Origin of the sequence: Kytococcus sedentarius DSM 20547, from assembly GCF_000023925.1 — a bacterium.
Taxonomy (GTDB): Bacteria; Actinomycetota; Actinomycetes; order Actinomycetales; family Dermatophilaceae; genus Kytococcus; species Kytococcus sedentarius.
This window is the reverse complement of the sequence record NC_013169.1, coordinates 640,128-664,228: the sequence shown is the minus strand read 5'-3', so window position 1 is coordinate 664,228 and position 24,101 is coordinate 640,128. Positions and strand designations below refer to the sequence as shown.

The window sequence follows — 24,101 nt, the reverse complement described above, 5'->3', positions numbered from 1 at the left end:
TGTCCGATCCGGGTCGTGCTGGCGCTTCGTCTCGCACGGTGGTCTGACGTCCTCGCGGAACATCACCCGTAGGCGAGCGCAAGCAGACCCTTGCTCAAGCTGCGGTGATCTCGTTCATCACGACCGACAGGCGTTCCGGCGGTAACTTTGGCTGCTCGGCAACATTGGTCCTCTGGTATCTCCTACTCATGATGGTTTCCTTCCTGAAGTGGTGCCTGGTCGACGCCCAACTGCTACTGCGAAGCAGGACCCGGGCGGGGGACCACCACCAAGAGTTCAACGGGTCCGAGACGACCTCCCGTGCAGCTCTGGTCGGGCGAGGGCATAGGGAGCTCGTGGCCCTGCATGGGGAGCGTGACCGGCCAGCAGTCCTTCAGGCAGACGCCGTGGGCGACCACCGTCGACTGGACGAGGTCTAGCTGAGGTCATGAGTCAGCTCAGCCGCTCGGGATTCGGCGGCCGTGATCCGTCCGATGTTCGCCAACCGGGCCGGTCCGCCCTGCGAGCGGAATAGGGCTACCCCTGGGGTGACATCGTCCATCGACGCTGAGCACAACGCCTTCCCGAATGATCGACCTGTGGTGATGATGATCGGCGGTTGGCGATCGCCGTCAACCGGTGGCATATCAGTTGTGGCGCAGGTCGCGTCTGGTCAGAGCCAGGCCCCCGGCCAGGACCAGTAGCACGGCCAGCGCGCTGAGGGCGGCGCTTGCCGCGAGTTGGGGGTCCTGGACGGGAACGCGCCCGACGTGCTCGAGTGGTGACAATTGCCGGACGGACGAGGGCAGCTGCAGCGTGTCGCCGAGCAGTGCGACGATCGCTGACCAAGCCAGCAGCACCCACCCCAGATGCGCAGCCGCGGGTTGCACCGTGAAGAGGAGTCCGCCGGCGGCACCCAGGACCAGCACGGCTGGGATGTAGGCCACACACGCAACGATGCCGGAGGTGACCGCCCCTGGGTCCCCGATGGCCATGGCCGTACCTCCGCCGAGCGCTAGTCCTCCCATCACGAGCACGGCGAGCACCTCCAGGGCGATCACGCTGGCTGCGGAGGCCCACCAGTTCAGGCGACTGGTGCGGGTGGCCAGCAGCGCGGCGAGACGGCCGGACTGCTCTTCGCCGACGAGCTGGCCCACGCCCTGCAGCGCCATGGCTGCCGCTGCCAGCGCCAGGATGGTTGCCCCGACTGCGGTCATCGCTTTCTCGGGGGCCTCCGAGGCGCCGAGGAACGTTGCCAGGGCGGGGTTGGTGTCGACCAGGGCTTGCATGTCGCGGGCGAGCAGTCCCAGTCCTACTCCCCAGGCCAGCGATGCAGCCATCCAGCCACCGAAGGACGACCGGGAGGTGCGCCACAGCAGACCCGCCGGTGACCTGAGTGCTCGGGAGGCCTCCGGGGCGCCGTTGCGCTCCTGCAGCAGTCCGGCGCCCAGGTCGCGGTGCTCCCGCAGCGACACGGCCAGTGCCATGAACACGGCGGATAGTGCGGCCAGGGCCAGGATTGGCCACACGCGCTGCTCCCCGAACGGGCGGATCTGGGCGAACCAGCCCATGGGTGTGGCCCAGGTGGTTGAGAGCTCCAACCCGTCCACGACCGCCCGCACCAGGTACATGGCCAGTTGTGCGGACAGGGCGAGCATGTAGCTCGCCCGGGCGCCGCGGCAGATCTGCGCGGCCACGAACCCCACTCCGCTGTGGACCAGCACTAATAGGGCGATGCCGATTGCGTACCGCGCGGAACTACCGGGCGGCAGCCCCACGACGACCAGTCCGACGCCGCTGAGCACGCCGCTGAGTGCCACCGACCCGGTGACGACCATCAGGGCGGCGCCGAGCGGGGCGAGCCTGCCGACGCGCGTGGCGGTGACGAGTTCGACGACGCCGGACTCCTCCGGGCGGCGTGTGCGACTGACGGCCAGGTGGATCCCGATGGCCGGCAGTACCAGGAGCCCGAAGAACCCGACCTCGTAGACGGCGATTCCACCGACGGTGTGCAGGTCGTAGGCGGGGCCGTTCAGCGCCCACGTCATCGGGGACGCGCCCAGCGTCTGGGCGTACAGCTCCCGCGCAGCGGGATCGTCGTACAGGTCGGCGACCGACGCGGTGACCGCCGTCACCAAGACAGCGATCGCCGCTGGCCATCCCAGCAGTCCCTTCCACCCCGTCCGGGCGGCCAGGCGGACCAGCAGCCAGACCCCGGCCCACCGCCGGGCCCGGGCAGGCGCAGATCGGCCAGGTGCCGCCTGGGTGCCCAGCGCGTGAGCGGCGGTCGACCTCATCCCTCGATCACCGCGGGCCCGGCCGGCAAATCCTGCTGGTAATGACCCAAGAACAGTTCGTCCAGGCTCGGGGGCGCGACCACCAGCGAGGTCGGCTGGGCTGCTACCACGAGCCCGACCGCACGCGCCAGCTCGTCCTGAGCGGCGCGGAACGTCGTGCGAACAGCCCCCGGCACCGGTCGCTCTACCAGCGCGGACACACCCTCCAGCCTGCCCAGTCCAACCACGGGCTGCGCCGTCACGGCTTCGATCGACGTCAAGGTGTCCCCCCGCAACGCGTCCAGCGTGCCAGTGCGCACCGTGCGGCCCTGGCGAATGATCGTCACCCGATCACACAGAGCCTCGACCTCACCCAGGATGTGACTGGACAGCAACACCGTGCGCCCTGCATCCCGTGCCTCCAGGATGCTGCGCTGGAACTCCGCCTCCATCACTGGGTCCAGCCCCGAGGTCGGTTCGTCCAAGACCAACAATTCGGCGTCGGTAGCCAGCGCTGCGATCAGCGCAACCTTCTGGCGGTTGCCTTTGGAGTAGGTCCGGACCCGCTTGGTCGGGTCCAGCTGAAACCGATCGAGCAGCTCGGCGCGGCGACGGCGCGAACCGCTGCCCTGCAAGGACAGCAGCAGGTCGATGCACTCCCCGCCCGTCAGTGACGGCCACAACGCCACATCCCCGGGCACGTACGCCAGCAGGCCATGGATCTCCACGGCCTGCCGCCACGGATCCAGCCCGAAGACCCGGGCTGACCCCGCGTCCAGACGCAACTGGCCGAGCAACCCGCGGATCGCTGTCGACTTTCCCGCCCCGTTCGGGCCGAGGAAGCCATGGACCTCCCCCCGAGCAACTGTGAGATCCAAACCGTCCAACGCGCGTGCCGCACCGAACCGCTTGACCAGTCCGGTGGCCTCCACCACGGCGTCGGTCGACGCGGGCGCAACGCCGGCGGCCAAAACTGACAGTGACTGTCTCATGTGTCCACGGTAGCAGTAAGGTGACAGTCACTACCAGATCCAAATGGAGGGAGGGTCAATGAGCCGGACAGCGTCGGGGCTACGCGAGCGTAAGCGCGCAGCCGCCATGCACCGCATCCAGGTGGCCGCCGTCGACCTGTTCGACACACACGGGTTCGACCACGTTACGGTCGAGCAGGTAGCCGCGGCAGCCCACGTTTCCCCAAGCTCGATCTACCGGTACTTCGGCACGAAGGAGGCCCTGGTCATCCGCGACGAGCACGACGACACGCTCATGTCTTCCCTCGCTCGACACCTCCGCGACCACGACATCTACGAAGCGACCGCCCTGGCCCTTGACGACATCAGTGAGGCGCACTTCGTCCGAGACGCCGAGCTCACCGCCCGCCGAACCCGCTACTACTTCGAGGTCCCGTCCGTCCGGGCGGCGTGGCTCATGACCATCGACCAGACCCGCCAAGCCCTCGCCGAGGCGTTGACCGCCCGGCGCACCGCACCCCAGCGCACGCCCACCGAGTGCCACGTCATCGCCGCCTCCCTGGTTTGGGCTCTCTACACCGCTGTCGAACAGTGGTACCTCGCGGGCGCCCACGAGCCACTGGGGCCCGCCCTGCGTAAGGCCCTCGGTGCGATCCACCCACAAGAAGATTCACACGGCTGAACTACCAGTTAACCGGCGTCAGCAATTATTCGTAGCGTTCGAAATGTCCATGCCATGAGGTGCGCGGCAGAACCCGCCGGGGCCGGCGACGGTAGGCTGAGGTCGTCGGGCGAGCCGGGATCGCAAGCATCTGTTGCCATGCGCGACGATGATCAGAGAGGTGGTCTGTTGGCGCAGGAGGTGCCCGTTCCCGGTAATCCGGAGGACGCTCAGCAGTTGCTGTACCTGCTGCTCGGCAGAGCGATCGCCCGTTGCCAGGTCGCCGAAGCCGCCGCAGAGACGATCCACCAGGTGCTGCTGGGCAAGCCCCCTCGTGAGCGGAGCACGCTGGGGGCGAAAGCAAAGGCCGTGGAGCCTCAGCTTCCAGACCACCTCCAAGCCGAGTACCGCAACCTTGTCGAGGCGCGGAACTATCTGGTCCACCGGTTGCTGTTCGACCACGGCGGATGGAAGGGCATCCCTGGCTGGGACAGCCCCGAGCTGTATCGGAAGCTCTACGACTCCATCGACGACGCAACGCAGACCATCGATCGAGTCAGCGACCTGCTGAACAGGTATCTCGTTGACACGAATCCCGAGGTAACGATCTTCAAGATTAGCGATGAAGGTGTCGAGGACATTCGAGACCTGTAAGCCTCCCTCCGCTTGATCGTTCGGGCTGGCGGCCCTCCCGAAGCGCGCCAAGCTGCTGGATCGGTCAGCGTCAGCGGCGCGCGCCGGCGTAGTTGTTCCAGGCCGAGCCGGTGAGTTCGGCCCAGCGGGTGGCGGTGTTGACGTGGATGCCGATGAGGGAGGCGAACACGGCGGGCGGGGTCGTGGATACCAGGTGTAGCAGCGCCGTGTTCCGGCTGGCGCGGGTGATGATCCCGAGCCGGTTCATGCGCGCCATGAGCGAGGCTGGGTGCAGGTGGGTGCCGGCGTTCTTGCCGGTGAACAGCCACCGGGTGTCGGCCAGGGTGCTCGCGGTGCCGAACGGCTTGGCGACCGGCAGCGCCGTGACCAGGGCGTCCAGGGGCGGGATGAGCAGCATCGGCTCGGAGCCGAGGGCGAGGTAGGTGTCGCCGCCACGGACTCCGACGTCATTAGTGGTGAGGGCGGCGATCTTCGCGACGGGCTGGGCGTAGAGCAGGATCAGGCAGGCTGCGGCTCGGTCCTCGACGCTGGCGCTGTCGGGGTCGTGTAGGAATTGGCGGACGCGGGCGAGCTGATCCTCGGGGTCGATGTCGTGACTGGGGTCCTTCTGCGCGACGGGATCGGGTAGCCGCGTTTGGGGAAGGTAGCCGCCTCGTTTGAGCCAGCGGATGAAGGTCAGGCGTGCGCTGCGGTTGGTGCTGAGCCAGGCGTCGACGCACGTTTGCGGGCAGTCGTCGAGGTCATGGCCAAGAGCGGTGAGGTGGTCGAGGAAGGCATGGGCGGCCTGGATGTCGCTTCGGCAGCGCGCCGCGACGTGGGCGGTGAGGTGGCCGTGGCGGTCGGTCTTGGCGCGGCCGACGACGTGCCAACGGGCGTAGCGGGTGAGCACCCCGCGCAGTTCGGGATCGGTGATGTCGGTAACGGCTTCGGCAGCGTGGCGGTGCAGCCGGGCGGCGTTCTCGTCGCGTGGCGGGAGCGCTCCGGCGGCGACGAGCATGGCCCGCAGGTAGGTCACCGAGAACACCTGCGGCCGGGCGTCGAGGGCATCGTGCGACAGGTCGAGTCGGCCTCGGGCGATGTCGGTCAGCAGGTGCAGGCTCGGTAGGTCGTGCCAGTTGTTCAGCAGCGATCGGGGTTGGCGGAACTCGGTCAAGGCGTCGCGGACGGGTTTGAGCTCGGGGCGGATCGTGCCGTCCGGACCGGTGAGTGCGGCGTCGATCTGCTGGGCGGATTGGCAGGCGAAGCAGCGTGGCCAGCCGTGGTTGGTGGTGCGTCGGCCGAGGGCTTGCTGGCCGCAGAGGGAGCAGTCGATCACCGGCGCTTGGTAGCAGGTCGGGCAGACATCCGGCGTCGTTGCGGTGGCTTTCAGCGCGACCCGTTTGAGTCGTCCGCAGATGCCGCAGGGCCGTCGCGGGTTCCGGTAGCAGCGGACGCAGAGACTCCGTGACGAGGAGCCCCTGCCGCCGGCTCGTATGGCCAGCGGGCCGATGCTGCCGCACTCGTCGCAGGCGTCGTCGGTGGTGCGGGTTCGGGCGTAGCACGTCACGCAGAGCGCGCCACCATCGCGGGTGCGGGCGTTGACCCGCCGCTGCCTGCGGCAGCCGGCGCAGGTCTCCTTGGGTGAGCGGCGGGCGCGGCAGGCCCGGCATTCGCCTCGGTCCAGGGCGTGGTTCCAGCGCAGGTTCCTCACCCGACCACAGCGGAAACAGGTGCCGCTGACGATCGTGCTCGCCATCGGGTCCGGTCAGTCCCCGGCAGGCTTGATCACAGCACGGGTCGGACGGTTCTTGCTCGGCTTCGGCGGCGTGGCGCCGGTGGTGCCGGTCTTGCGTCCGCGCCGTGAGCTGGTGGCGACGTAGGGCTCGATCAGGTCGTTTGGGGTGACATCGAAGATGTCGCAGAGCGCGGCGAGCAGCCGCATGTTCAACCGCTCGGGCTCACCTGTGACGATCCGGTAGACCTGCGTGGAGGTCATCACCACGCCCCGCTCGGCCAGCAGCGGCACCAGGTCGGTGGTGGCGTTCATGCCGTGCTCGTTCATCACCTTGCGCAGGTGCCAGTGGTAGGCGACGGTCTTCGTCATCAGGATCAGCCTTCCTCGATCGCGGTCGGTGGGGTGAACGCCGCATCCAGGGCGCGGCGTAGGGTGCGGTTGCGGTAGTCACCGGATACGCCGGTGTAGAGGGCGGTGGTCGAGCCCCAACGGTGGCCGACCTGCTGCTGGACGAACAGCGGGTCGAAGCCGTCCTCGATCAGATGGGTCACATAGGAGTGCCGCAGGCAGTGCGGGTGCAGCGCGGCGTCGAAGCCGAGGTCGTCACGGTACTCGGCGAACCGCATCCCGATGTAGCTGCCGGTGATCCGTGATTGTCGTTCGGTCGGCCAGAGCATCGCGGCATCAGCGACGTCGAACAGTGGCAGCACGTCGGTGACGTATTCCTCGATCACCGGCCGGGTCCAGTCGAACACAGCTAGCACCGCCCGCCGCCGGGGCTGGGAACCGCGGCTGGCCTTGGCCCAGCGGACGTTGCAGACCCCGAACCGGCCGAACTCGGTCGCGGTCGGGTTGCGGGTGAAGTCGTGCAGGTCGAGCATCCCGACCTCGCGACGGCGCAGCCCGAAGGCGTAGATCATCTTGAACAGCGTCGCGTCGCGGAACACCGACTTCCAGCCCTTCTTGCCCCGCGTGCGGGCTTGGTCGACGCGATCGTCGGCGTAGTCGAAGAACGTCTGCACCTCGCTCCGCGACAACGGTCGCACCGCCGGGCGGGTTTCGTGATCGCCGGTGTGGATCGCGGTGTTCCATTCGTGGCAGATCTGCACCGGGTGCGTGCCGAACAGCTCCTCGCACCGCTCGATCCACCCGTAGCGGCGGTCGGTGAGGAAGTCGCAGAACAGCGCGACTGCGTTCTGATAGCTGCGGATTGTGCCGTGGGAGCACGGCTTGTCACCGGAGACCAGCTCGGTGGTCCACTCCTCGACATCGGCCGGGGCCCACTCCCACGGCAGGTTCCCGCAGAACCCGGTGAACCGGCGCACTTGAGCCAGCCGTGCCTGGATCGTCTTCGGGTTCAGCATCCGTGAGGACTGCTGCGCGGACCACCCGGTGAGCATGTCGTCGAAGACCTGCTCCGCCGGGCGCAGCAACGACACGTTGCCCGGCCGCAGCGCCACCACCGATCCAGGCCGGTTCCCGTCCTCGAAGTCCACCCCGACAGTCTTACATCTAATGTAAGAAAAGTACATTTAATGTAAGCCGCGACGTGTTTCCCCTGGTCGCATGCCGCTTCCGGAGCCCTTGGCGCGGTCCGCTGATACTCTTGCCTGACCAGGGAATCCGCATAAACCGGGCCGTCAGCGATTACATCTAATGTAATAATTGCTAGTTGGCCCGGACGGTGATGTGGAGGTGGTCGTAGTGGCCGCCGGTGACGTCATCGGGGTCGTGCATGCCACCGCCGTTGTAGTCACGCCACCCCTCGGCGTCGCGGGCGGCGGACCAGATGCGGCCCTGCCAGATCAGGTATTCCACCCCGAGGACCTCGGCGTGGTCCTTCATCCAGTTCGTCACGGCCCACCCGGCTTCGAGCTGGGCCGGGGTGGGGTGCTGGCCGATGGCGTTGCCGAACGTGAGGTCACACGCCCTGCCGAGCGGGTGCTCGGAGCGGGTGCCGGGCCGGGGTGAGTAGCACGCCCAGCTCGTGTCGGGAAACGCCTCGATGCCCTGGGTATAGACGTGCTGCATCCGCGCCGTGATCTGCCCACCGGAGGTGGGGTCGTCCACCAGCGCGTCCGGGTCCCCATCGACCGGATCCGGCTCACCGCCGGGTGGCGCGGTGCCGGGGTCACAGCCGGCGGGGGCGCCGGTCTCGGGTTCGGGCAGGTCAGCAGCGTGGTGGCTGTTGAGCCAGGCGGCGGGGTCGGCGTGCTCACCGTCGGTGCCGCCGGTGCGGACCTCGAAGTGCAGGTGCGGGCCGGTGCTGTTGCCAGACGAGCCGATGTCACCGATGTGCTGCCCGGCGGCGACCTGGTCGCCGGCGGTGACGTGGATGCCGTGCTCCCACATGTGCGCATACGCGGTCGCCACCGTCTGCCCGGCGATCTGGTGCTCGACGACGATCAGACCCCCGTACCCGCCGGAGAACTCGGCGACGGTGACGGTGCCGTCGGCGGCGGCGAGGATCGGCGTGCCGTCCGGGGCGGCGAAGTCGGTGCCGGTATGAAACGAGTTCTCCCCGGAGATCGGGTGCACCCTCGGCCCGTAGTCGCTGGTGAGCACCCAGGCGCTCTCCGGCACCGGGAACACCACGCGGGAGGACTCCGCCGATACCGTCTGCACTGCTGGCACCGCGGTGGCGCCGGCTGCCGGGCTCGCGCCAGTGGTGGTGAGGGTGGTCAGGATGGTTTCGGCGACGGGCTCGTAGTTGCGGTAACGGTCGGGGTAGGCGGAGACTTCGACGGCTTGGGCGGCCTCGCCCTTGTCCATCTGTTCCCAGCCGGGGATGTCCAGCAACCCGCGCGGTGAGGGGTGGTTCGGTCCGTCAGGTCCGCCGAAGAACGCCCGCGCCTGGTAGACGGGGTCCATGAGGTCGGCGACGGTGCCCCACCCCGATTGCGGACGCATCTGGAACAGGCCGAGCGAGTCGTGGTCGGAGCCGTCCCCGTCGTTGGGGTAGTCCCCGGACTCCGGATACGCCGACGTGTTCGACAGCATCCGCAGGGTGGACTCGGTGAGCGCGGCCATCAGCGCGATCACCAGCCCGTCCCGGGTCACCCCGTCGATGCCGGAGCCGGTCTCGATGATCGTCGCCGCATGCGTCAGCTGAGCGCGGTTCAGCGTGAAGATCTCACCGCCCGCGGTGGTCACAGTCAACGAGTCGGGGACGTCCCCGACGGTGACGTTCGTGCCGGTGACGGTGCAGGTGGCCGACGCGGCCGGGTTCATCACCAGACCGACGCCGATCAGCCCGAGCGAGGGGCCGAGCAGCACCAGAGCGAGGGCGGCGACGGTGAGCTTCTTCAACACGACAGCGCCCCCGTTCAGCGCAGGGGGTTGTCGAGCTGAGACAGCCGCAGCAGATGGCAGGTGTCGTAGGTCGGCCCACAGACGAGGAACACGGTGAACGCCACCGGGTGCTCGGAGGTGACGGCCTGCTCGTTCCAGACCCCGTCGCGGTGGCGGGCGCCCTCGATCGTGTACGCAATCGTGCCCTCAGCGAGCTGCCCCGGCTGGGCCTGCGCCACGGCGTCATCCCAGGTGTCAGGGACGTAGATGGTGTCGACGGTGAGGTGCTGGGTGGTGGCGTACTGACGCAGCTCGACCCACGCCTCCCGAGACGGAAGGTAGGTGGCGATGTCAGCGGCCAGACCGGCCTGCTCCGCGCCCGAGGGATCACCCACCTCTAACACGACGGCGGTGTAGTCCAGGGGCATGAACCCGCTGGCGGTATCCCAGCTGAACAGCGCCGTGGCGACGTTGCCGGCGAACGTCTCGGGGTCCGCCGAGGGCCGCACCACGGGCAGACGGGGTGTCTGGGTGGGTACAGGATCGGGCACGGTGACAACTGGTCCCGGTCCGTTGCTGTCGTCGCTGCTGGGTTCGGTGCTGGTGGGTGGTCCGGTGATCAGGCCGTAGACGCCGATCCCGGCGAGCACGAGGACCGCCACGAGGGCGGCGAGCACCGCGATCATTCGGTGGCGGGAGCGGGCATCGGAAAGGTCAGGAGTCTTCATGCCCCGTAGGTGCACCACCGCACCCGAGCCAACGAGGTGGCTATAGGGCGCGCAGGTGTCCGCGGCCCGGCATCGGGTGATCGCCGCGGTGACGGTCGCGGGTGGCGCGCAGCTCCTCGGCGAATCGGCTGGTGCCGTCGACGGTGGCGAGAAAGGATTCGATCTGCTCGCCGGTCAGCTCGGCGGCGAGCTGGTCGAGGTCGTAGTGGGTCCACCAGTCGGCCAGCTCGCTCCAGGTGAGCACGAACGCCCGCACCGGATACCGCACCGGCCCACCCTCTCCCTGACCCGCTGCCGGGGTGGGCCGCGCTGGGCGTCTCTTCGGTGTCGTGGTCTTGATGCGGGCCAGGGCATCGGTGGCAAGCTGGTGCAGGTCCGCGTCGCGGTCACCGCGGGCGGTGTCGACCTGTTCCCGGATCTGCCGGTAGAGGGGCTGGACGGGGTTGCCGGCGTCGATGCGTTCCAGCGCCGCCGTGGCCTGCTGTCGGAGTTCGTCGGGTTGGGCGGGGTCGGCGGCGATGTGCTGGAGGTCGCTGATCTTGTCCATGGTCTTGTAGGACGAGGCGCCGGGGATCATCCGGGCGGCCTGTTCGCTGGCCCGCCCCTGGTCGGACGGTGTGGGAAATTTTCCCGCACCGTCCTCTCCGGGCTGCTGCTGCGCGCTGAACCGGGTCGCGGCCTGCCGGCGGGCGGCGTCCTCGGCCATGACCTGTTTCAGCTCCCGGTACAGGGCGGCGGCTTCGAGCTGGGTCAGCGGCTTGTGCAGGACGTTGTCGTCCTGCTCGGCCAGGAGGTGGCCGAGTCGGTCGGAGATGCCCGAGCGGACCCAGACGTTGACGGTCTTCCAGCCGAGCTGTGTTATCGCGGCCAGCCGGCGGGCCCCGCAGACCAGGACGCCGTCGGGGGTGATGGTGATGGGTTGGAGCAGGCCGTCGCGGTCGATGGAGGCGGCGAGTGCGTCGATGTCGCCCAGCTCGGTGCGGTGCCGGCGTCCGACGTGGATCGAGGCGACCGTCCGCTCCAGCTCGATGAACCCCGCCGGCGCGCTCATCGTGACCCGCTCCCACGGGGCTCGTCGGCATCGTCGTGATTCCGACGGCGGCGGTGCGGTGCGCCGAGCGAGACCGAGAGGACGAGGTCGTCGTCGCGCAGCAGCACCGGCAGGGTCTCGCCGATCAGCAGGCGCAGCAGCACCCCCCGGCCGAGTCCGGTGGCGGTGTAGGCCGGGTGAGGGTGGCCCAGCAGGGCCTTCAACAGCGCCGTCCAGGAGTGGCTGGGGATATCGAGCAGGGCGCGGGCATGCTTGTCGCGTCGCAGCGCCTCGTAGGCGGCTTGTCGGGTGCCGGCCCGGGTGAGCGCTCCGCACACGTGCTCGACCGCAGCCCGCGCCGTGTCAGCAGGCCAGTCCAGCAGCGTGAACAGCGCGACCGCGTCCTCGACCGCCGAGCCCGCCGTGGTGCTGGCCCGCGCCGATGCCGGCGACTCCGTGGCTGCGTCCGGTGCGTCGGCGGCGGGGATGTGGAAGGCGGGGTGGTAGTCGGTCAGTGGGGTCTCACGGTCGGAGAACCGTTCCGGGTCGTGGAACGCGGAGATGTGAGGGCGGCGGGCTTGGTGGACCGAACAGAGCAGTCCTTGGGCGCGTTCTTCGAAGATGCAGGTGATCCGCACCGCGTGCGTGACCACCGCCCACGGATCGTGCGCCTCGCGGGCTGCCCGGGTGCGCATCACGTCGAACGCCGCCGAGGCGGCCTCCCAAGGGTCCAGCCCATGCTTGCGCGCCAGCGGCGCGTACTTCTCCGCGGTGAAGGCCATCAGCTCCGCCGCGTGCGCATCGTGCTGCCAGGCGCGCCGTCCGCCGTGGTGGAGCCGGTGCAGCAGGGCGCGCAGGCCCTCACCGGTGGTGAAATCCTCGATGCCGATAGGCGATCTGTCGTGAACGGGGCGGGTGTGTGCGGTCATGGGCAGGGCACCTCCTGACAAGCAGGTGCACACCCCGCCCCCACGCCCCGTGTCCGCTCGCATCGGCATCGCCTGTCACCACCCGCTCAGCTCATGCCGACCCGCGGTGACGGGGCGGCCTGGGCGGTGCTGCTGCGACCGAATGCCGACAGGGGCGGCAGCCGGCGTGCCCGCTCACCCAGCTGCTGGGCCCCAGTGGCGATCGGGGTGCGGGTGCGGCGGGCCAGCTCGACCTCGAAGTCGATGCCGCGGCCGGCGAGGGCCGCCCCGTGGCGGGCGATGAGGTCCGTGGGCCGTACCCACTCCACACCCCGCGCGCGCCTCGTCTCCGCCGCTGGTGTCTGCCGTTCGGTTCCGCGTCGGTGCGAGGCTCGTGCTGCCCGGACCGCGTCTGATGCCTCGCTCTTCTCGACAGACTCCGCCGCCGTGCGCGCGGAGTCCTGCTCGGGTACCCGCTCGTCGGCTTTGGGCCGCCGCGGATCGTGGTCGTGTTCAGAACTCATGGGGTCGCCTCCTCGACATCGGTGCTGTCGGGAAGGCGCGCCGCGGTGAACCAACGGCCCACCGTGGAGGGATGCACGCCGAGTTCCCGGGCGATCTTCTTGTTCGACCACGGCGTCGTCGCGGGACACGGACGCATCGGTGAGCCGTTGTGGTCGGGTGAGGATGACGGTCAGGTGGGTGATCGCCAGCAGCACCACCGGTGGCACCGCGGCGACGGCCGCAGCCAGCACCCCGGGCACATCGGCATCCGCGGCCACGACGGCGTGGAGCGCGTTGGCGGTCACCGACACGGCAGCGCCGCCGATCAGTAGTGCCCACGGGTACCACGCCGACCGCTGACCGGCCATGGCCACGACGGCGACGGTAGCGACGACGATGATGCCGTCGACGATCAGCGGCCACGCCCACGCCTGCGAGCCGCCAACCCCGGAGCGAGCAGCGAGATCGGCCAGCGCGGTGAACGAGAGCCAGAACGCACCGGCGGCGATGAACACGGTCCCGGCCACCGCGGTGACCACCGCCCAGCGCCGGCTCCTCTGCCCGGTGCTGGCATGAACGGTCATGACAGCCCCCGCACCGGAGGGGATGGCCGCACAGTCGCCTCTCGACTGAACCAACCGTCCGTTGCCGGCGAGGAGCCGTCCTGTACCCGCGAGGAGGTCTGGGGGCGGGGTCGGATGATGGTGCGGTAGGCGGAGCGGACGGTCGCGGTGATCTCTCGCTCACCCAGCCCCGCCTGCGTGGCTGCGGCCGCGAGCACCTCCAGCGCTTCCGGCGCGGGGATGTTGCTCTCTGCGAGGCGGCAGGCGGCCCAGAACAGGCCTCGGTTCCGTTCTCCTTCGCCGCGGCCGGCGACCCACGCCGCCAGGCGCGACACATCCGCTGACCGTTCCACCTTCCGGCCCGATCTGCCGGCGGGCGTGGGACGGGGATCGAGGAACTCTCGCAGCTGGTCGGAGTCGAGCACCGACGACGCCCCGCTGTTGGTCCGCCGCACCCGGTAGCCGGCGCTCTTGCCGCCGGTGGACACGGTCGAGGGTGGGACGACGATGTACCCACCGTCACCACGGAAGTCGATCCCAGCGCGCGCGGCCTGCCACGACCGCTGTTCCCGATCTGGGGTTGCCGGGTAGTAGGCGTGCATCCCAGCCGAGGGCGTCGCCACGAGAAGCTGCCACCACCCCGACACCAGCCCCGCACGGTGAGCGCGCTCGAACGCCCGGTATCCGTCGACGGGCCCGTGCACGTCGACATCGACCACCACCACCCCGGACGCCGCGCCGGTGGGCACGGCGAGGTTCGCTTCCGGATGCTCACGCCACCACGCCGTGATCCGTTCGAGGTCGGTGGTGGCGTCGTGGAAACCATGCGTCGTCAGGGGACGCTTGCCGCCGGACAGACACGGGAACACCGGCACCCCGACGGCGGCCAGTTCCCGCGCCACCACCGAGACCGGCCGCGGGCCGGCGGCGCGTCCGAGCACGCTGGCGACAGCGTCAACCGCGGCCGTCACAATGCCCTCGCCTGGGTCGTCGCGGACGCGGTGACCGTTCGGGGCTCGGGCTCGGGCAGCGGAGTGACCCGGCCCGGCGCCAGGGCATCGTGGGTCGGCTGCGTGCGGGAATGCTCCTCGCGCTGTGGTGCGTCGCGGTCCAGGCCGGGCGGGGCGCCGTCGGCCACCTGCGCGGTGTCGAGCCTGTCCAGGATCGACAGTGCCGTCTTGCGGACCCGCTCCCCGGTGGCCTTGACGATCTCGCCGGGCTCTTTGCCATCCACCCGCGCGGCCCACGTGGAAACGTAGGGGATCGTGTAGCCGGAAGTGTCCATGCCATGGGCTGCGCCAAAAATCAACGCGACCGACTCCGCCTCGACCTCCCCGATGCCACGATGCTGACGCGCCTCGTCGCTGTCGGGGCCGTGGAGCAGAACGTGACCCAGTTCGTGGGCGAGCGTCTTCACCTGCGCGGCGGGGTCCATGTTCTCCCGGACCGCCACCGTCCTCGCGGTGTAATCGGTGACGCCGTTGGCGCCGTGAATCATGGCCGGACGGACGCCGACCATCTTGGAGCGCACTACTTCACCGGCCCGTGGTTTCTCGCCCTTCCCGAGACGGCGCCACGACTCCGCATCCGCAGGGTTGGCGGAGGCGAACCTGCCGGTCACGGGAGCGAGAATCTGGTAGCCGGGCTGGCCCTTCTCCACCTGCCGGCCGAGAGCCTGCCACTGCTTGTAGCCGGCCACGTACGACGGGAACGGCTTCGGAACCCGGCCCTGCTCGAACGCTTCCTCGTGGGCTACCCAGATCAACAGGGTGTTGTTGAAGCTCCTCGACCTGAACCGGGGGTCAAGTCCCGTGGAGTGGTGTAGCGGCATCCTTCGGGTCGTGGGGTTGGTGGTTTAGGCGGTGAGGGCGGGCAGGGTGGTGGTCGTGGTGGTCTCCTCGGGGGTGGTGACGAGGTGCAGGCGGCAGCGGGCCAGGAGGTCCAGGCCCATGTAGCGGCGGCCCTCGGCCCATTCGTCGGTTTGTTCGGCCAGGACGGCTCCGACGAGGCGGACAACGGCGGCCCGGTTGGGAAAGATCCCCACGCTGTCGGTGCGGCGGCGGATCTCCCGGTTGAGCCGTTCGGCGGGGTTGTTCGACCAGATCTGGGACCACACGTCCTTGGGGAAGGCGGTGAAGGCCAGGATGTCTGCCCGGGCAGCGTCCAGGTGGTCGTGCACGTCCGGGAGCTTCTCGGCGACGTAGTCCAGCAGTCGGTCGAACTGGGCCTCGACTGCGGGGGCGTCGGGCTGGTCGTACACGCTATGCAGCATGGCCTTGACCGCCGGCCACATGCTCTTGGGGCAGGTGGCCATGAGGTTGGCGGCGTAGTGGGTGCGGCATCGCTGCCAGGTAGCGCCGGGCAGGTTCGCCCGCAGCGCCTCGACCAGACCGACGTGGGCATCAGAGGTGACCAGCTGGACACCGGTCAGGCCGCGGGCGACGAGATCGGCGAAGAACTCGTTCCACGCCGAGTGGGTCTCCCCGGTGGCCACGCGAAGGCCCAGGACCTCCCGGCGACCGTCGTTGTTCACACCGGTGGCGATCAGAGCGACGGTGTTGATGACTCTGCCGCCTTCACGGACCTTCATCGTCAGCGCGTCAGCCGATATGAAGGTCCAGGGGCCGGCGGTGTCCAGGGGGCGGTGGCGGAACTCCTCGACGTGCTCGTCGAGCTCGGCGGCCATTCGGGAGACCTGCGACTTCGACAGGCTGTCGATCCCCAGTGTCTTGACCAGTTTGTCCATCCGTCGAGTGCTCACTCCGGCGAGGTAGCAGTCGGCCACGACGGTGATCAGGGCCGACTCGGCCCGCTTGCGGCGCTCCAGGAGCCACTGGGGGAAGTAGGTCCCGGTGCGGAGCTTCGGGACGGCCACGTCGATCGTGCCGACCCGGGTGTCCAGGTCCCGGTGGCGGTACCCGTTGCGTTGGGCGGTGCGGGTCTGGCTGGGGCGGCCGTACTCGGCGCCGACCACCGCGTCGGCGTCTGCCGACAGCAGGGCGTTGATCACTTCCTGCAGCAGGTGGCGCATCAAGTCCGGGGACGCCTCGGCCAGGGCTTCGCCCAGCAGGCCGGCAGGGTCCACAATGTGGGGTGCGGTCATCGTGATGACTCCGTTCGAGGATTCTGTGGAAGGTTGACTCGAAGGATCACACGGTGACCGCGTCCATGTCCGGGACGATCACGGGGCCACCGCGCTACACCACTATGCGGGACTCAACTGAACCGGGCCGCGAACGCCAGAGCACGAACCCAATCCGGTCCGGAAACGAGCTGTTCGACCGCGCCGGTCAGGCGCGCGTGCAGCTCGTTGAGCTTCGCTTCCCGCGCTTGGCGGGCCTCCTGCCTCGTTGCCATCTGCTCTGGCCTCCTCCCGGCGTAGACCGCCCAGGAGAGGGCGGCGGTGCACCAACGAGGTGCGCCAGGAGAACCAGCAGGTATGTCGAGACGGTCAGCGGACTACGAGGTCGGTAGGTTGGCCGTCAGGAGAACTCGTGGTGCGCCTGACGTAGGACATACCGGCCTACCGGCAATCTCGTGATCCGTGGGGTTCGGTGCCGGGATGCTTCCGATATCCCGCTCGTGATGCTCAGATCGGGAGCGGCGTTCAGCTCGCGCGAAGGGTCAACTGCCGGTACCGGGTGGGGGTGAGACCGACGTACTTGCGGAACTGCTGGGCGGCATGCCCGCGGCTGCGCCAGCCGACCTCCCGCATCGCGGTCTCAATCGGCAGATCGGTCTCCCGCAACGACTTGGCAAGGTGCTCGGCCCGCAGCATGGTCAGATACGCCAGCGGGGTCTTGCCGTAGGCGTCGGTGAACACCCGGCTGAGCTGCGAGGGCGACAGATGCACCCGCGCGGCCAGCGCGTCGAGGGTCCAGTGTTCTTCCGGCGCCCGGTGCAGCAGCTCAGCGGCCCGGCGAGCCTCGGCACGCAACGGCGCGAACTGGCGATGCCGTGGCAGCGTGGGCCGGATGTGGGCACGCTGCGACGCCGATATCCGCACCGGGGAGACCTTCACGAACGGGGCGATCACGTGGGCGATGCTGAACCACACCGCCTGCATCCGATAGAAGCTCCGGGCGAAGTCACCGTCGATGCTGCGGTCGACCAGCTCATCCAGCCACGGCATCAGCATCCCGGCGCGCTCCTCGCCGAGGCGGAGTATCTGTGCGGGCTCCGAGTAGACGGTCTCGGCGAGCCAATGGGCTTCGAGCCGGTCCTGCAACAACCCGGCGTGCTGCCAGAACACCTGGTCGATCACGTAGTCGGTGTCCAGGTAGATGGTGGTGACGGTGATATGCCCCTCGGGCTCCGAGCCGCACAGCACGTTTGCCCCGAGAATCACCGCGTCGCCGACGTTGACGGGCCTCTGCCCGAACTCGCTGAACAGAATCGCCGAGCCCGACCTGACGACGATCACCTTCACGCAGTCGTACGCCACCGGGCCGACCGGTGAATGGACCGTCCGCGTCCTCGCGATCAATGGCTCCCAACCCTGCAGTGGTCTCGGGCCATTCGCTTCACGGTCCGCCAAGGCTCAGCCCGCTACGCGCGCAGGGAGATCATCCCAACTCTGGACGCGTCGGTTCTGCCGAACGTTGGTGGTTAGCATCGTCGTCTACCTTCGGGCCGCGTCTCGGCCTCACCTGGTAGTCGCCCAGGCAGTGGTGAACGTGAGATTCGGATTCAGAGAGTGTGTGCCCAGAGTCGTGACGCCGCGTAACTGCGATACGGACTCCAGGAGGCGGCACGCTCGGGGCCGGTGTCTGGGCTGATGGCTGCGAGTGTGCGGCGCAGCACGGCGTCGGTCGCGGGGAACGCGTCAGCGTCGGTGCTCGCGCGGATCGCGAGGTAGTCCAGCGTCCAAGGACCAATCCCGTGGACGGCGTGCAATTCTGCTCTCGCTGGCAGCGAAGCATCCCTGGCAGTTTCGGCGAAGTGCGCTGCTACCGCGTGCACGGTGCGTGCACGGGTTCCGGTGAGCCCGATCACGGCACGCAATTCCTCCACGGGCACCGCGGTGAGGGCCACCGGCGTAGGAAACACTCGGAGGCCGGGTTCTTGACGGACCGGGGCCGCGTCGTCTCCGTAGGCGGCGATGAGCCGTGCTGCGAACAGGCGTCCGGCGGCAAGGGAGACTTGCTGGCCGAGGACAGTGAGGATGACTGCCTCGAATGGGGCATGGAAGCGTGTGATCCTTATGCCTGGCCGCGACCGGACCTGCCCGGCGAGCACCGGGTCCGCACCCAGACGGGCATTGACGGGTGTCAGGTCGGTGTCGAGGTCGAACCAGTGCTGCACCCGTGCGGCGATCTCGTCGCTCACGCCCGCATCGCGAGTTGCCGTCGACACTGTCGCCCCGCCCGGATCGAGACAGACAGTGACCAGCTGCGGGTCGCCATGCACGTCGACCCATCGCGTCAGTTCTGTCGTGTCGGGGTCGAGCCGGTGCAGGCCGTCCACGGCGTGCGCGGTGAGCGTGCCGAGGGCCGCGACTCGGTCAAAGGGGCCGTTCGCGTCGATTCTGGTCCGGGAGACAGCACTCATGCGGGCCAGACGCCGGAAGAGCTGCGCCGGTGCGAGCGGATGAGGTGGGTGTCGATGATCCCGATCGCTTCCATCAGCGCGTACATCGTCGTGGGGCCAACGAACGCGAATCCTTCTTTGCGCAGGGCCTTGGACAAGGCGAGCGATTCAGGTGATTTCGTAGGAATCTCCGCGAAGGTCCGGGGCGCCGGCGTTTCGGTGGGTTGGAACGACCACACGAACTCGGCCAGCCCACCCTTCTCGCGGAGCCGGATGGTCGCGTTCGCGTTGGTGATCGCGGCGTGGATCTTCGCCTGATTGCGTACGATGCCCGCATCAGCCATGAGTCGCTCAATCTCCACCGCCCCGTAGCGGGCGACCTGTTCGGGATCGAAGTCGTCAAAAGCGGCGCGGAACGCGGAACGTTTGCGCAGGATGGTCGCCCACGACAGCCCCGCTTGGAACGCTTCGAGGCTGATGCGCTCGTACATGCCCTGCTCGTCGCGGACGGGCATGCCCCATTCGGTGTCGTAGTAGTCGCGCAGCATCGGGTCGATGCTTGCCCACGCAGGGCGGGCCAGGCCGTCGTCGCCGACGACGATGCCGAGGTCTTCGGCAGCGCCGCTGGGTCCTGTGGGGGTGGATGCGCTCAATCGCTGTTCCTTCGCTCCATGTGAATCGGCTGGTATCTGTCTGCTTCGTCAGCCGTCGAGTCCGGTGACGCGCATGGTGATGTTGATCCGCCCATCTGCCAGCCCGCAGCCTTCCGGGGCGGTGTCGGGATAGACCTTCGGGATGCCGTGATAGGCCAGCCGCGAGGGGCCGCCGAAGACGAACAGGTCGCCGGAAGCGAGATTGACGTCTTGATAGGGCTTGTTACGGGTCTCGGTGTTGCCGAACCGGAACCGGCAAGTGTCCCCAATCGATAGCGACACCACCGGCGCAGCGGAGCGTTCGTCCCTATCCTGGTGCATCCCCATCCGCGCCGCGTCGTCGTAGTAGTTCACCAGCGCCGTATCGGGCAGGTAGCCGTCGCCCGCGTACGGGTTGCCGGTCGCAGTGACGAGCGCCTTACGCCCGAGACGTACCATCCAGTCGGGGAAGTCGAGCACTCGGTTGCCGTTGACATCGACGGCCTCACGGGTGTATGCGTGGGGGCGCCAATGCCAGCCCAGGCACACGGTACGCACGCTCATCTCATGCCCGCGGACCTTCGCCGCCCGGATCGGGACGGGGCCGTTCGTCCACTCGTGGAAGCGAGCGACGATCCAGCGCTGCTGTTCGAGCGTGAGCCAACCCGGTACGTAGTACGCGCCCTCTGGCAATGTGATCGTCAGCCGGTCGATCATGTCGTCTCCGAACAGAGTGCTCAACGCTGGCTCCTCTCGACCTCGGCAGGATGCAACGCTTCCATGCTGTCGTCTCGGATCTGCCATAGCGCCCCGTCCGAGTGAGCGCCGCGCACCCCTTCCAGCACGCCGCCTCCCGCCAGGCGCAATGCCTCGGACATGGTCCTGGTGCCGAGCACCAATGTGCGGCACGGCTCCCATGAGGTCGACCATGCGAGTCTGCGGGTCATCTGCGCTAGCCCCGTCGCGGCCCCGCCGAGAACCCACAGATCCGGCCCCGGAGTGACGAGCCTGCGCGCCTGCCGTAGCCACGAAGCCGCCTCCTCGCGCCATGGCACCTGCACCATCACGGCCTCACCACCGGCTTCCCAATCGCGAGCGAAGCGGGCGGCGTTCATGCACGAGACATCGTCACGGCCATGACCGATCACGACGTTCCGTGCCCCGAGGTGGTAGGCCAGCCAGACAAGCGCGTCGATCTCTGCATCGCTCGCAGGCTCTAACACGACGTCATGCGCCATCGAGGGCCTGGACAGGCGCGGACTGTAACTCATCCGGTCTCCTTTCGCGCCTGTTTCCATGCGGCGTACTTCTCCGGCAGGCACGCACCGCAGGGGCGGAAGCCTGCGGCGATAGCGGCGGTCTCATCGGCGAAGAACACCCGGTTCTTCACGTAACCGCCGTTCGCGATCGCCCTCAGTGCCGCCGGGCAGTCCATGCGTCCGTAGATGCGTCCGTCGCGATGCCCGCCGAGCGTGCCCGGAATCGTGCTCTCGTACGGCTTGCGGTCCGCGCCCAGCAGTGTGTAGGTCTTCTCGGTCATCGCGCCCTCACGCGGCGTCGTGGAAAACCAGCGCGAGGGTGAACCGTTCTCCCGTACGGATTGCGGAGACACCGTGCCGAACCGGAGCCGCGGACCAGCCGCGCTTGGACTCCACGGGCCGGTCGCGGGTGGTGAACACGTAGCCGTGGCCCCGGGGTAGCAGGAACGCAGAGCCTCGCGACTGTGCCCTGGGACGCTGTTCGAGCAGCAGGAACTCCCCACCAGTGTGATCCACACCGGGGTTGTTGAGGTTGATGACCACCTGCAGGGGGAACACCAGATCCCCGTAGAGATCGCGGTGAAGCGCGTTCCAGTCCTTCTCGCCGTACTTCAGCAGGATCGCAGTTGACTTGTCCTGCCCTGCCTCGTGGCACATCTGAAGCCACTCGTCCAGGGTGTCTGGCCAGATCGCTTCACGGGCGAGTTTGCCCCACCAGTCGCGAGCGATCGGCAGCAGATGCGGGTAGAGGGCTTGCTTCAGGCGCTCGATCGGCTCCGGATAGGGTGCGTGGAAATACTTGTACTGGCCCTCGCCGAAACGCACGCGCCCCATGTTGACCGTCTGCCGGAACGCGTCGTCGACGTCGTAGAGGTCGCGGATTTCCTCGGCCTCGGCCGGGGTGAGCAACTGCGGCAGCAGTGCGCCGCCGTACTCGTTGACCTCCTCCGTGATGGATTCCCAGTCGCCGGAGTCCACGCGCTGCGCGTAGACATCCGATTCGGTCTTCGTGTTCATGCTGCCTTCTCAAGTGTCAGTAGCGCCGTCTTCGCGTCCAGACCGCCGATGTATCCGCCGAGGCTGCCGTCGGCGCGCAGCACACGGTGACAGGGAACGACGACCGGGAGCGGGTTGGTTGCGCATGCCGTGCCGACGGCGCGCACAGCCTTCGGGCTGCCGACGAGTTCGGCGACCTCCTTGTATGACTGCGTGTGCCCGTAGCCGATGTGCGGCAGGTAGCGCTGCACCATCTGGCGGAACCCCGAGGACATCGCATAGTCGAGGGGCAAGTCGAAGACGTGCCGCTTGCCGTTGAAGTACTCGTCGATCTCAGCAGCCACTGCATCCAGACGGCGGGGGGCCTCAAGTACGCGGGGGCTGATCTTCTGCGCCAGCGACTCCAGCACCGTGTCGAAGTTTTCACGCTCGAAGGCGACGCGCACGAGGCCCTTCTCAGTCGCGGCCAGCAGCAGCGGGCCGATAGGAGTATCGATCGTGCGGTAGGCGACATCCAGCAGACCTTGCTCACTGGCGAGTGCAGCCAGTCGCGTGTGCAGGTCGGCCATCTTGTCGGGCTCAATCGGGAAGATGGCGGCGTGCTCAGCTCCCTTGCCGTCATCGGTCGGACGACTGATCCCAACTGGCGTGACGTCGGTCATCGGGACGCTCCTTTCGTGTGCTCGCCCGCGTGATAGGTCTGTCTCAAACTCTTGATCCCGTCGGCTGCCGCACGACGCACCGCGTCCGTACTGCCGCCGATCAGCGCGGCCGTCTCAGCGTGCGGTAGCCCGCCGAGATAGTGATAGGCGACAGCGAGGCGCTGTCGCTCCGGAAGTGCGCCCACCTCCGCCCATACCCCGTGCTCGTCACTGCCGGGGTTACCCAGCGACGAAGTCTGTTCGGGGAGGTCGCCGGTGGGGATCGCATGGCGTGCGTGGGCTCGTAGGATGTCGATCGCCTTCCGGTGAGCGACACGCACCAGCCACGCCTCAACGTTCGTGTCCTCGGGCAATTCTGGCCACGCTTGCAACGCGGCCAGGAACGTCTCCGACCAGGCGTCTTCTGCGTCCAGGTTTGGCCCGAGTACGGCGCGACACACCCGAAGCACGGTCTGTCCATGCTCCTTAACGGCCTGCTCGAACGGATACTTCATCTTCACCCCAAAGGTAGACGCAGATGCCGGGAGAAACGTGAGCCCAGCAGTCTTGGGTCGCTCACGGCGACGAGATTCCGCCGCTGACCTCCACTGGGTGGCCGTCAAGCGGATGGAGAGCGGTCGCCCGGGTCTGAGCGCGGCCTGGGCGACCGTCGATGCTCACCAGGGAACGGTGCCGTTGCTGTCGATGAAGGTGCCCGAGGGCGCGTCGTCGGGCAAGGTGGCGGCGGCGACGACGACTTCGGCGGCCTGTGTCGCCGTTAACGGTGCCTGCTCCCGGTTGACGGGAGTCAGGTCGGTCTGCACGAAGCCTGGGCAAACCGAGGTGACCTTGATCGAGGTGTCGGCCAGCGCCTTGGCGAGTGCGATCGTGATGTTGTTGAGGGCCGCCTTCGAACTCTGGTAGGCGGGCACGATCATGCCGTAGTAGGCCGAGCTCGGGTCGGTCTGGTCGGCGAGCGATCCCATCGTGGTCGACACGTTCACGATCCGCCCCTGCGAGGACTTCCGCAGTTCAGGAAGGAACGTCTCCAGCACCGCAATGGGCCCGAAGACATTGGTGGCGTACGTCTGCTGGAACAGGTCGAGGTTCACGGCCTCAGCCGACTGGCTCGTTGCTTCGGGAAGCACACCGGCGTTGTTGATCAGAACGTCCAGTCGGCCGTGGTGTTCCTGGATCCAGGCGGCTGCTTGACCGATGGATGCTGGGTCGGTCACGTCGAGCTGAACGGAGGTCGCCCCGCCTCCGATCTGGCGCGCGGCCTCGACACCGTCGCTCGCTTGACGAGCGCCTACGACGACGGTCATACCTCGCTCGACAAGTTCCTCGGCGACGGCGCGACCCAAGCCGCGGTTCCCGCCGGTGATCAAGACTGTGGTCATGGTTCCTCCTCATGCGTTGTTTGATGTGCTCGCGTCGTATGCGCCCACATCATGTAGTCGTGGGAGGACCCTGAAACGTGAGATGAGACTTGAAGGAGAGTTCACGTCCGTGGCAGGACTCTGACCCGCCGCGGTCATGTCGGCAGGAGCACTCCCTCTGTTTCATGACTCTCGCTACCTGAGCCCGTGACGTCGCCCCACTTGAGCAGACGTCAGACGACCCTCAGAGTTGCCACGATCGGAACTTCCCGAACCTGCCACGCGTCTTGCAGGTCGAGGTTTGTCAACCTAGGTTGACGGTGCATTCGCGCGGTCGTCGCCCGCTCACCTGTCCGTCGAAAGGCGGTGGCGTGGTGACGGTCTCG

At 68.2% G+C, this 24,101-nt stretch carries 24 protein-coding genes and 3 pseudogenes; 2 read left to right on the top strand and 25 right to left on the bottom strand.

Annotation, left to right across the window (positions count from 1 at the left end; all coding sequences use genetic code 11):
- Positions 1-626: 626 nt before the first annotated feature.
- Positions 627-2,276 carry an ABC transporter permease gene (locus tag KSED_RS03225; RefSeq protein WP_041290841.1) on the bottom strand — a complete coding sequence of 550 codons (1,650 nt, stop codon included), beginning with the start codon at positions 2,274-2,276 and terminating at the stop codon, positions 627-629.
- Positions 2,273-3,247 carry an ABC transporter ATP-binding protein gene (locus tag KSED_RS03220; protein ID WP_049758307.1) on the bottom strand — a complete coding sequence of 325 codons (975 nt, stop codon included), beginning with the start codon at positions 3,245-3,247 and terminating at the stop codon, positions 2,273-2,275. The genes KSED_RS03225 and KSED_RS03220 overlap by 4 nt, the downstream gene beginning before the upstream one ends.
- A 106-nt stretch (positions 3,248-3,353) precedes the next feature.
- Between KSED_RS03220 and KSED_RS03215 the strand changes: the two genes are divergently transcribed.
- Both KSED_RS03215 and KSED_RS03210 read left to right on the top strand, forming a co-directional pair.
- Positions 3,354-3,908 (top strand): TetR/AcrR family transcriptional regulator, encoded by a 555-nt coding sequence (locus KSED_RS03215; RefSeq protein WP_169307771.1) that lies wholly within the window; start codon positions 3,354-3,356, stop codon positions 3,906-3,908.
- A 138-nt stretch (positions 3,909-4,046) separates the two neighbouring features.
- Positions 4,047-4,541: a hypothetical protein gene (locus KSED_RS03210; protein WP_012802144.1), complete on the top strand. Its 495-nt coding sequence runs from the start codon at positions 4,047-4,049 to the stop codon at positions 4,539-4,541.
- Between the two features lie 70 nt (positions 4,542-4,611).
- Here KSED_RS03210 and KSED_RS03205 read toward each other — a convergent pair whose 3' ends face one another.
- The 23 genes and pseudogenes from KSED_RS03205 to KSED_RS03100 form a co-directional block, all read right to left on the bottom strand.
- On the bottom strand, positions 4,612-6,276 hold the full coding sequence (locus tag KSED_RS03205) for a hypothetical protein (protein ID WP_012802143.1): 1,665 nt from the start codon (positions 6,274-6,276) through the stop codon (positions 4,612-4,614).
- 9 nt (positions 6,277-6,285) lie between these two features.
- Positions 6,286-6,624: a helix-turn-helix domain-containing protein gene (locus KSED_RS03200; RefSeq protein ID WP_012802142.1), complete on the bottom strand. Its 339-nt coding sequence runs from the start codon at positions 6,622-6,624 to the stop codon at positions 6,286-6,288.
- Between the two features lie 5 nt (positions 6,625-6,629).
- A complete protein-coding gene (locus KSED_RS03195; protein ID WP_012802141.1) occupies positions 6,630-7,751 on the bottom strand; it encodes a tyrosine-type recombinase/integrase in 1,122 nt (373 codons plus the stop codon).
- A gap of 172 nt (positions 7,752-7,923) precedes the next feature.
- Positions 7,924-9,567, bottom strand: coding sequence for a M23 family metallopeptidase (locus tag KSED_RS03190; protein ID WP_012802140.1), 1,644 nt, complete (start codon positions 9,565-9,567; stop codon positions 7,924-7,926).
- Between the two features lie 14 nt (positions 9,568-9,581).
- Positions 9,582-10,274 carry a hypothetical protein gene (locus KSED_RS03185; protein ID WP_041290839.1) on the bottom strand — a complete coding sequence of 231 codons (693 nt, stop codon included), beginning with the start codon at positions 10,272-10,274 and terminating at the stop codon, positions 9,582-9,584.
- A 40-nt stretch (positions 10,275-10,314) separates the two neighbouring features.
- Positions 10,315-11,325 carry a ParB N-terminal domain-containing protein gene (locus tag KSED_RS03180; protein WP_012802138.1) on the bottom strand — a complete coding sequence of 337 codons (1,011 nt, stop codon included), beginning with the start codon at positions 11,323-11,325 and terminating at the stop codon, positions 10,315-10,317.
- Positions 11,322-12,233 carry a hypothetical protein gene (locus tag KSED_RS03175; RefSeq protein ID WP_012802137.1) on the bottom strand — a complete coding sequence of 304 codons (912 nt, stop codon included), beginning with the start codon at positions 12,231-12,233 and terminating at the stop codon, positions 11,322-11,324. The genes KSED_RS03180 and KSED_RS03175 overlap by 4 nt, the downstream gene beginning before the upstream one ends.
- 86 nt (positions 12,234-12,319) lie before the next feature.
- Positions 12,320-12,736: a hypothetical protein gene (locus KSED_RS03170; RefSeq protein WP_041290838.1), complete on the bottom strand. Its 417-nt coding sequence runs from the start codon at positions 12,734-12,736 to the stop codon at positions 12,320-12,322.
- Positions 12,733-13,300, bottom strand: a pseudogene (locus KSED_RS03165) (DUF2637 domain-containing protein). Before KSED_RS03165 ends, KSED_RS03170 begins: the two are co-directional and overlap by 4 nt.
- The gene (locus KSED_RS03160) at positions 13,297-14,250 is read right to left on the bottom strand and encodes a bifunctional DNA primase/polymerase (RefSeq protein ID WP_012802135.1); all 954 of its coding nucleotides are present in this window, start codon (positions 14,248-14,250) and stop codon (positions 13,297-13,299) included. The pseudogene KSED_RS03165 and the gene KSED_RS03160 overlap by 4 nt, the downstream one beginning before the upstream one ends.
- A pseudogene (locus KSED_RS03155) lies at positions 14,247-15,077 on the bottom strand (ImmA/IrrE family metallo-endopeptidase); the annotation flags it as partial. The pseudogene KSED_RS03155 and the gene KSED_RS03160, both read right to left, overlap by 4 nt.
- 57 nt (positions 15,078-15,134) lie before the next feature.
- Positions 15,135-16,382 (bottom strand): IS256 family transposase, encoded by a 1,248-nt coding sequence (locus KSED_RS03150; protein ID WP_012802133.1) that lies wholly within the window; start codon positions 16,380-16,382, stop codon positions 15,135-15,137.
- Positions 16,383-16,501: 119 nt separating this feature from the next.
- Positions 16,502-16,636, bottom strand: a pseudogene (locus tag KSED_RS15225) (serine/arginine repetitive matrix protein 2); the annotation flags it as partial.
- A 250-nt stretch (positions 16,637-16,886) separates the two neighbouring features.
- Complete coding sequence (locus KSED_RS03145; protein ID WP_012802131.1) at positions 16,887-17,723, bottom strand: AraC family transcriptional regulator; 837 nt, start codon at positions 17,721-17,723, stop codon at positions 16,887-16,889.
- A 245-nt stretch (positions 17,724-17,968) separates the two neighbouring features.
- Positions 17,969-18,829, bottom strand: coding sequence for a DNA-3-methyladenine glycosylase family protein (locus KSED_RS03140; protein WP_012802130.1), 861 nt, complete (start codon positions 18,827-18,829; stop codon positions 17,969-17,971).
- A complete protein-coding gene (locus KSED_RS03135; RefSeq protein WP_012802129.1) occupies positions 18,826-19,461 on the bottom strand; it encodes a DNA-3-methyladenine glycosylase I in 636 nt (211 codons plus the stop codon). The genes KSED_RS03140 and KSED_RS03135 overlap by 4 nt, the downstream gene beginning before the upstream one ends.
- A gap of 48 nt (positions 19,462-19,509) precedes the next feature.
- On the bottom strand, positions 19,510-20,181 hold the full coding sequence (locus KSED_RS03130; RefSeq protein ID WP_012802128.1) for an alpha-ketoglutarate-dependent dioxygenase AlkB family protein: 672 nt from the start codon (positions 20,179-20,181) through the stop codon (positions 19,510-19,512).
- On the bottom strand, positions 20,178-20,711 hold the full coding sequence (locus KSED_RS03125) for a type 1 periplasmic-binding domain-containing protein (protein WP_012802127.1): 534 nt from the start codon (positions 20,709-20,711) through the stop codon (positions 20,178-20,180). The genes KSED_RS03130 and KSED_RS03125 overlap by 4 nt, the downstream gene beginning before the upstream one ends.
- Positions 20,708-20,980 (bottom strand): Ada metal-binding domain-containing protein, encoded by a 273-nt coding sequence (locus KSED_RS03120; protein ID WP_012802126.1) that lies wholly within the window; start codon positions 20,978-20,980, stop codon positions 20,708-20,710. Before KSED_RS03120 ends, KSED_RS03125 begins: the two co-directional genes overlap by 4 nt.
- Positions 20,981-20,987: 7 nt before the next feature.
- Positions 20,988-21,716, bottom strand: a complete 729-nt coding sequence (locus tag KSED_RS03115) for a 2OG-Fe(II) oxygenase (RefSeq protein WP_012802125.1) — start codon at positions 21,714-21,716, stop codon at positions 20,988-20,990.
- A complete protein-coding gene (locus KSED_RS03110; RefSeq protein ID WP_012802124.1) occupies positions 21,713-22,357 on the bottom strand; it encodes a methylated-DNA--[protein]-cysteine S-methyltransferase in 645 nt (214 codons plus the stop codon). The genes KSED_RS03115 and KSED_RS03110 overlap by 4 nt, the downstream gene beginning before the upstream one ends.
- Positions 22,354-22,851, bottom strand: a complete 498-nt coding sequence (locus KSED_RS03105) for an RNA polymerase sigma factor (RefSeq protein WP_012802123.1) — start codon at positions 22,849-22,851, stop codon at positions 22,354-22,356. Before KSED_RS03105 ends, KSED_RS03110 begins: the two co-directional genes overlap by 4 nt.
- Positions 22,852-23,013: 162 nt before the next feature.
- Entirely contained in the window at positions 23,014-23,736 is a 723-nt protein-coding gene (locus KSED_RS03100; RefSeq protein WP_012802122.1) for an SDR family NAD(P)-dependent oxidoreductase, read from the bottom strand.
- Positions 23,737-24,101: the final 365 nt, after the last annotated feature.

Excerpts from the sequence above, each read along its gene's own strand:
- KSED_RS03225 (WP_041290841.1), bottom strand. The coding sequence starts at position 2,276 with ATGAGGTCGACCGCCGCTCACGCGCTGGGCACCCAGGCGGCACCTGGC.
- KSED_RS03220 (WP_049758307.1), bottom strand. The coding sequence starts at position 3,247 with ATGAGACAGTCACTGTCAGTTTTGGCCGCCGGCGTTGCGCCCGCGTCG.
- KSED_RS03215 (WP_169307771.1), top strand. The coding sequence starts at position 3,354 with ATGCACCGCATCCAGGTGGCCGCCGTCGACCTGTTCGACACACACGGG.
- KSED_RS03210 (WP_012802144.1), top strand. The coding sequence starts at position 4,047 with ATGCGCGACGATGATCAGAGAGGTGGTCTGTTGGCGCAGGAGGTGCCC.
- KSED_RS03205 (WP_012802143.1), bottom strand. The coding sequence starts at position 6,276 with ATGGCGAGCACGATCGTCAGCGGCACCTGTTTCCGCTGTGGTCGGGTG.
- KSED_RS03200 (WP_012802142.1), bottom strand. The coding sequence starts at position 6,624 with ATGACGAAGACCGTCGCCTACCACTGGCACCTGCGCAAGGTGATGAAC.
- KSED_RS03185 (WP_041290839.1), bottom strand. The coding sequence starts at position 10,274 with ATGAAGACTCCTGACCTTTCCGATGCCCGCTCCCGCCACCGAATGATC.
- KSED_RS03180 (WP_012802138.1), bottom strand. The coding sequence starts at position 11,325 with ATGAGCGCGCCGGCGGGGTTCATCGAGCTGGAGCGGACGGTCGCCTCG.
- KSED_RS03175 (WP_012802137.1), bottom strand. The coding sequence starts at position 12,233 with ATGACCGCACACACCCGCCCCGTTCACGACAGATCGCCTATCGGCATC.
- KSED_RS03170 (WP_041290838.1), bottom strand. The coding sequence starts at position 12,736 with ATGAGTTCTGAACACGACCACGATCCGCGGCGGCCCAAAGCCGACGAG.
- KSED_RS03150 (WP_012802133.1), bottom strand. The coding sequence starts at position 16,382 with ATGACCGCACCCCACATTGTGGACCCTGCCGGCCTGCTGGGCGAAGCC.
- KSED_RS03140 (WP_012802130.1), bottom strand. The coding sequence starts at position 18,829 with ATGAGTGCTGTCTCCCGGACCAGAATCGACGCGAACGGCCCCTTTGAC.
- KSED_RS03125 (WP_012802127.1), bottom strand. The coding sequence starts at position 20,711 with ATGAGTTACAGTCCGCGCCTGTCCAGGCCCTCGATGGCGCATGACGTC.
- KSED_RS03120 (WP_012802126.1), bottom strand. The coding sequence starts at position 20,980 with ATGACCGAGAAGACCTACACACTGCTGGGCGCGGACCGCAAGCCGTAC.
- KSED_RS03115 (WP_012802125.1), bottom strand. The coding sequence starts at position 21,716 with ATGAACACGAAGACCGAATCGGATGTCTACGCGCAGCGCGTGGACTCC.
- KSED_RS03110 (WP_012802124.1), bottom strand. The coding sequence starts at position 22,357 with ATGACCGACGTCACGCCAGTTGGGATCAGTCGTCCGACCGATGACGGC.
- KSED_RS03105 (WP_012802123.1), bottom strand. The coding sequence starts at position 22,851 with ATGAAGTATCCGTTCGAGCAGGCCGTTAAGGAGCATGGACAGACCGTG.
- KSED_RS03100 (WP_012802122.1), bottom strand. The coding sequence starts at position 23,736 with ATGACCACAGTCTTGATCACCGGCGGGAACCGCGGCTTGGGTCGCGCC.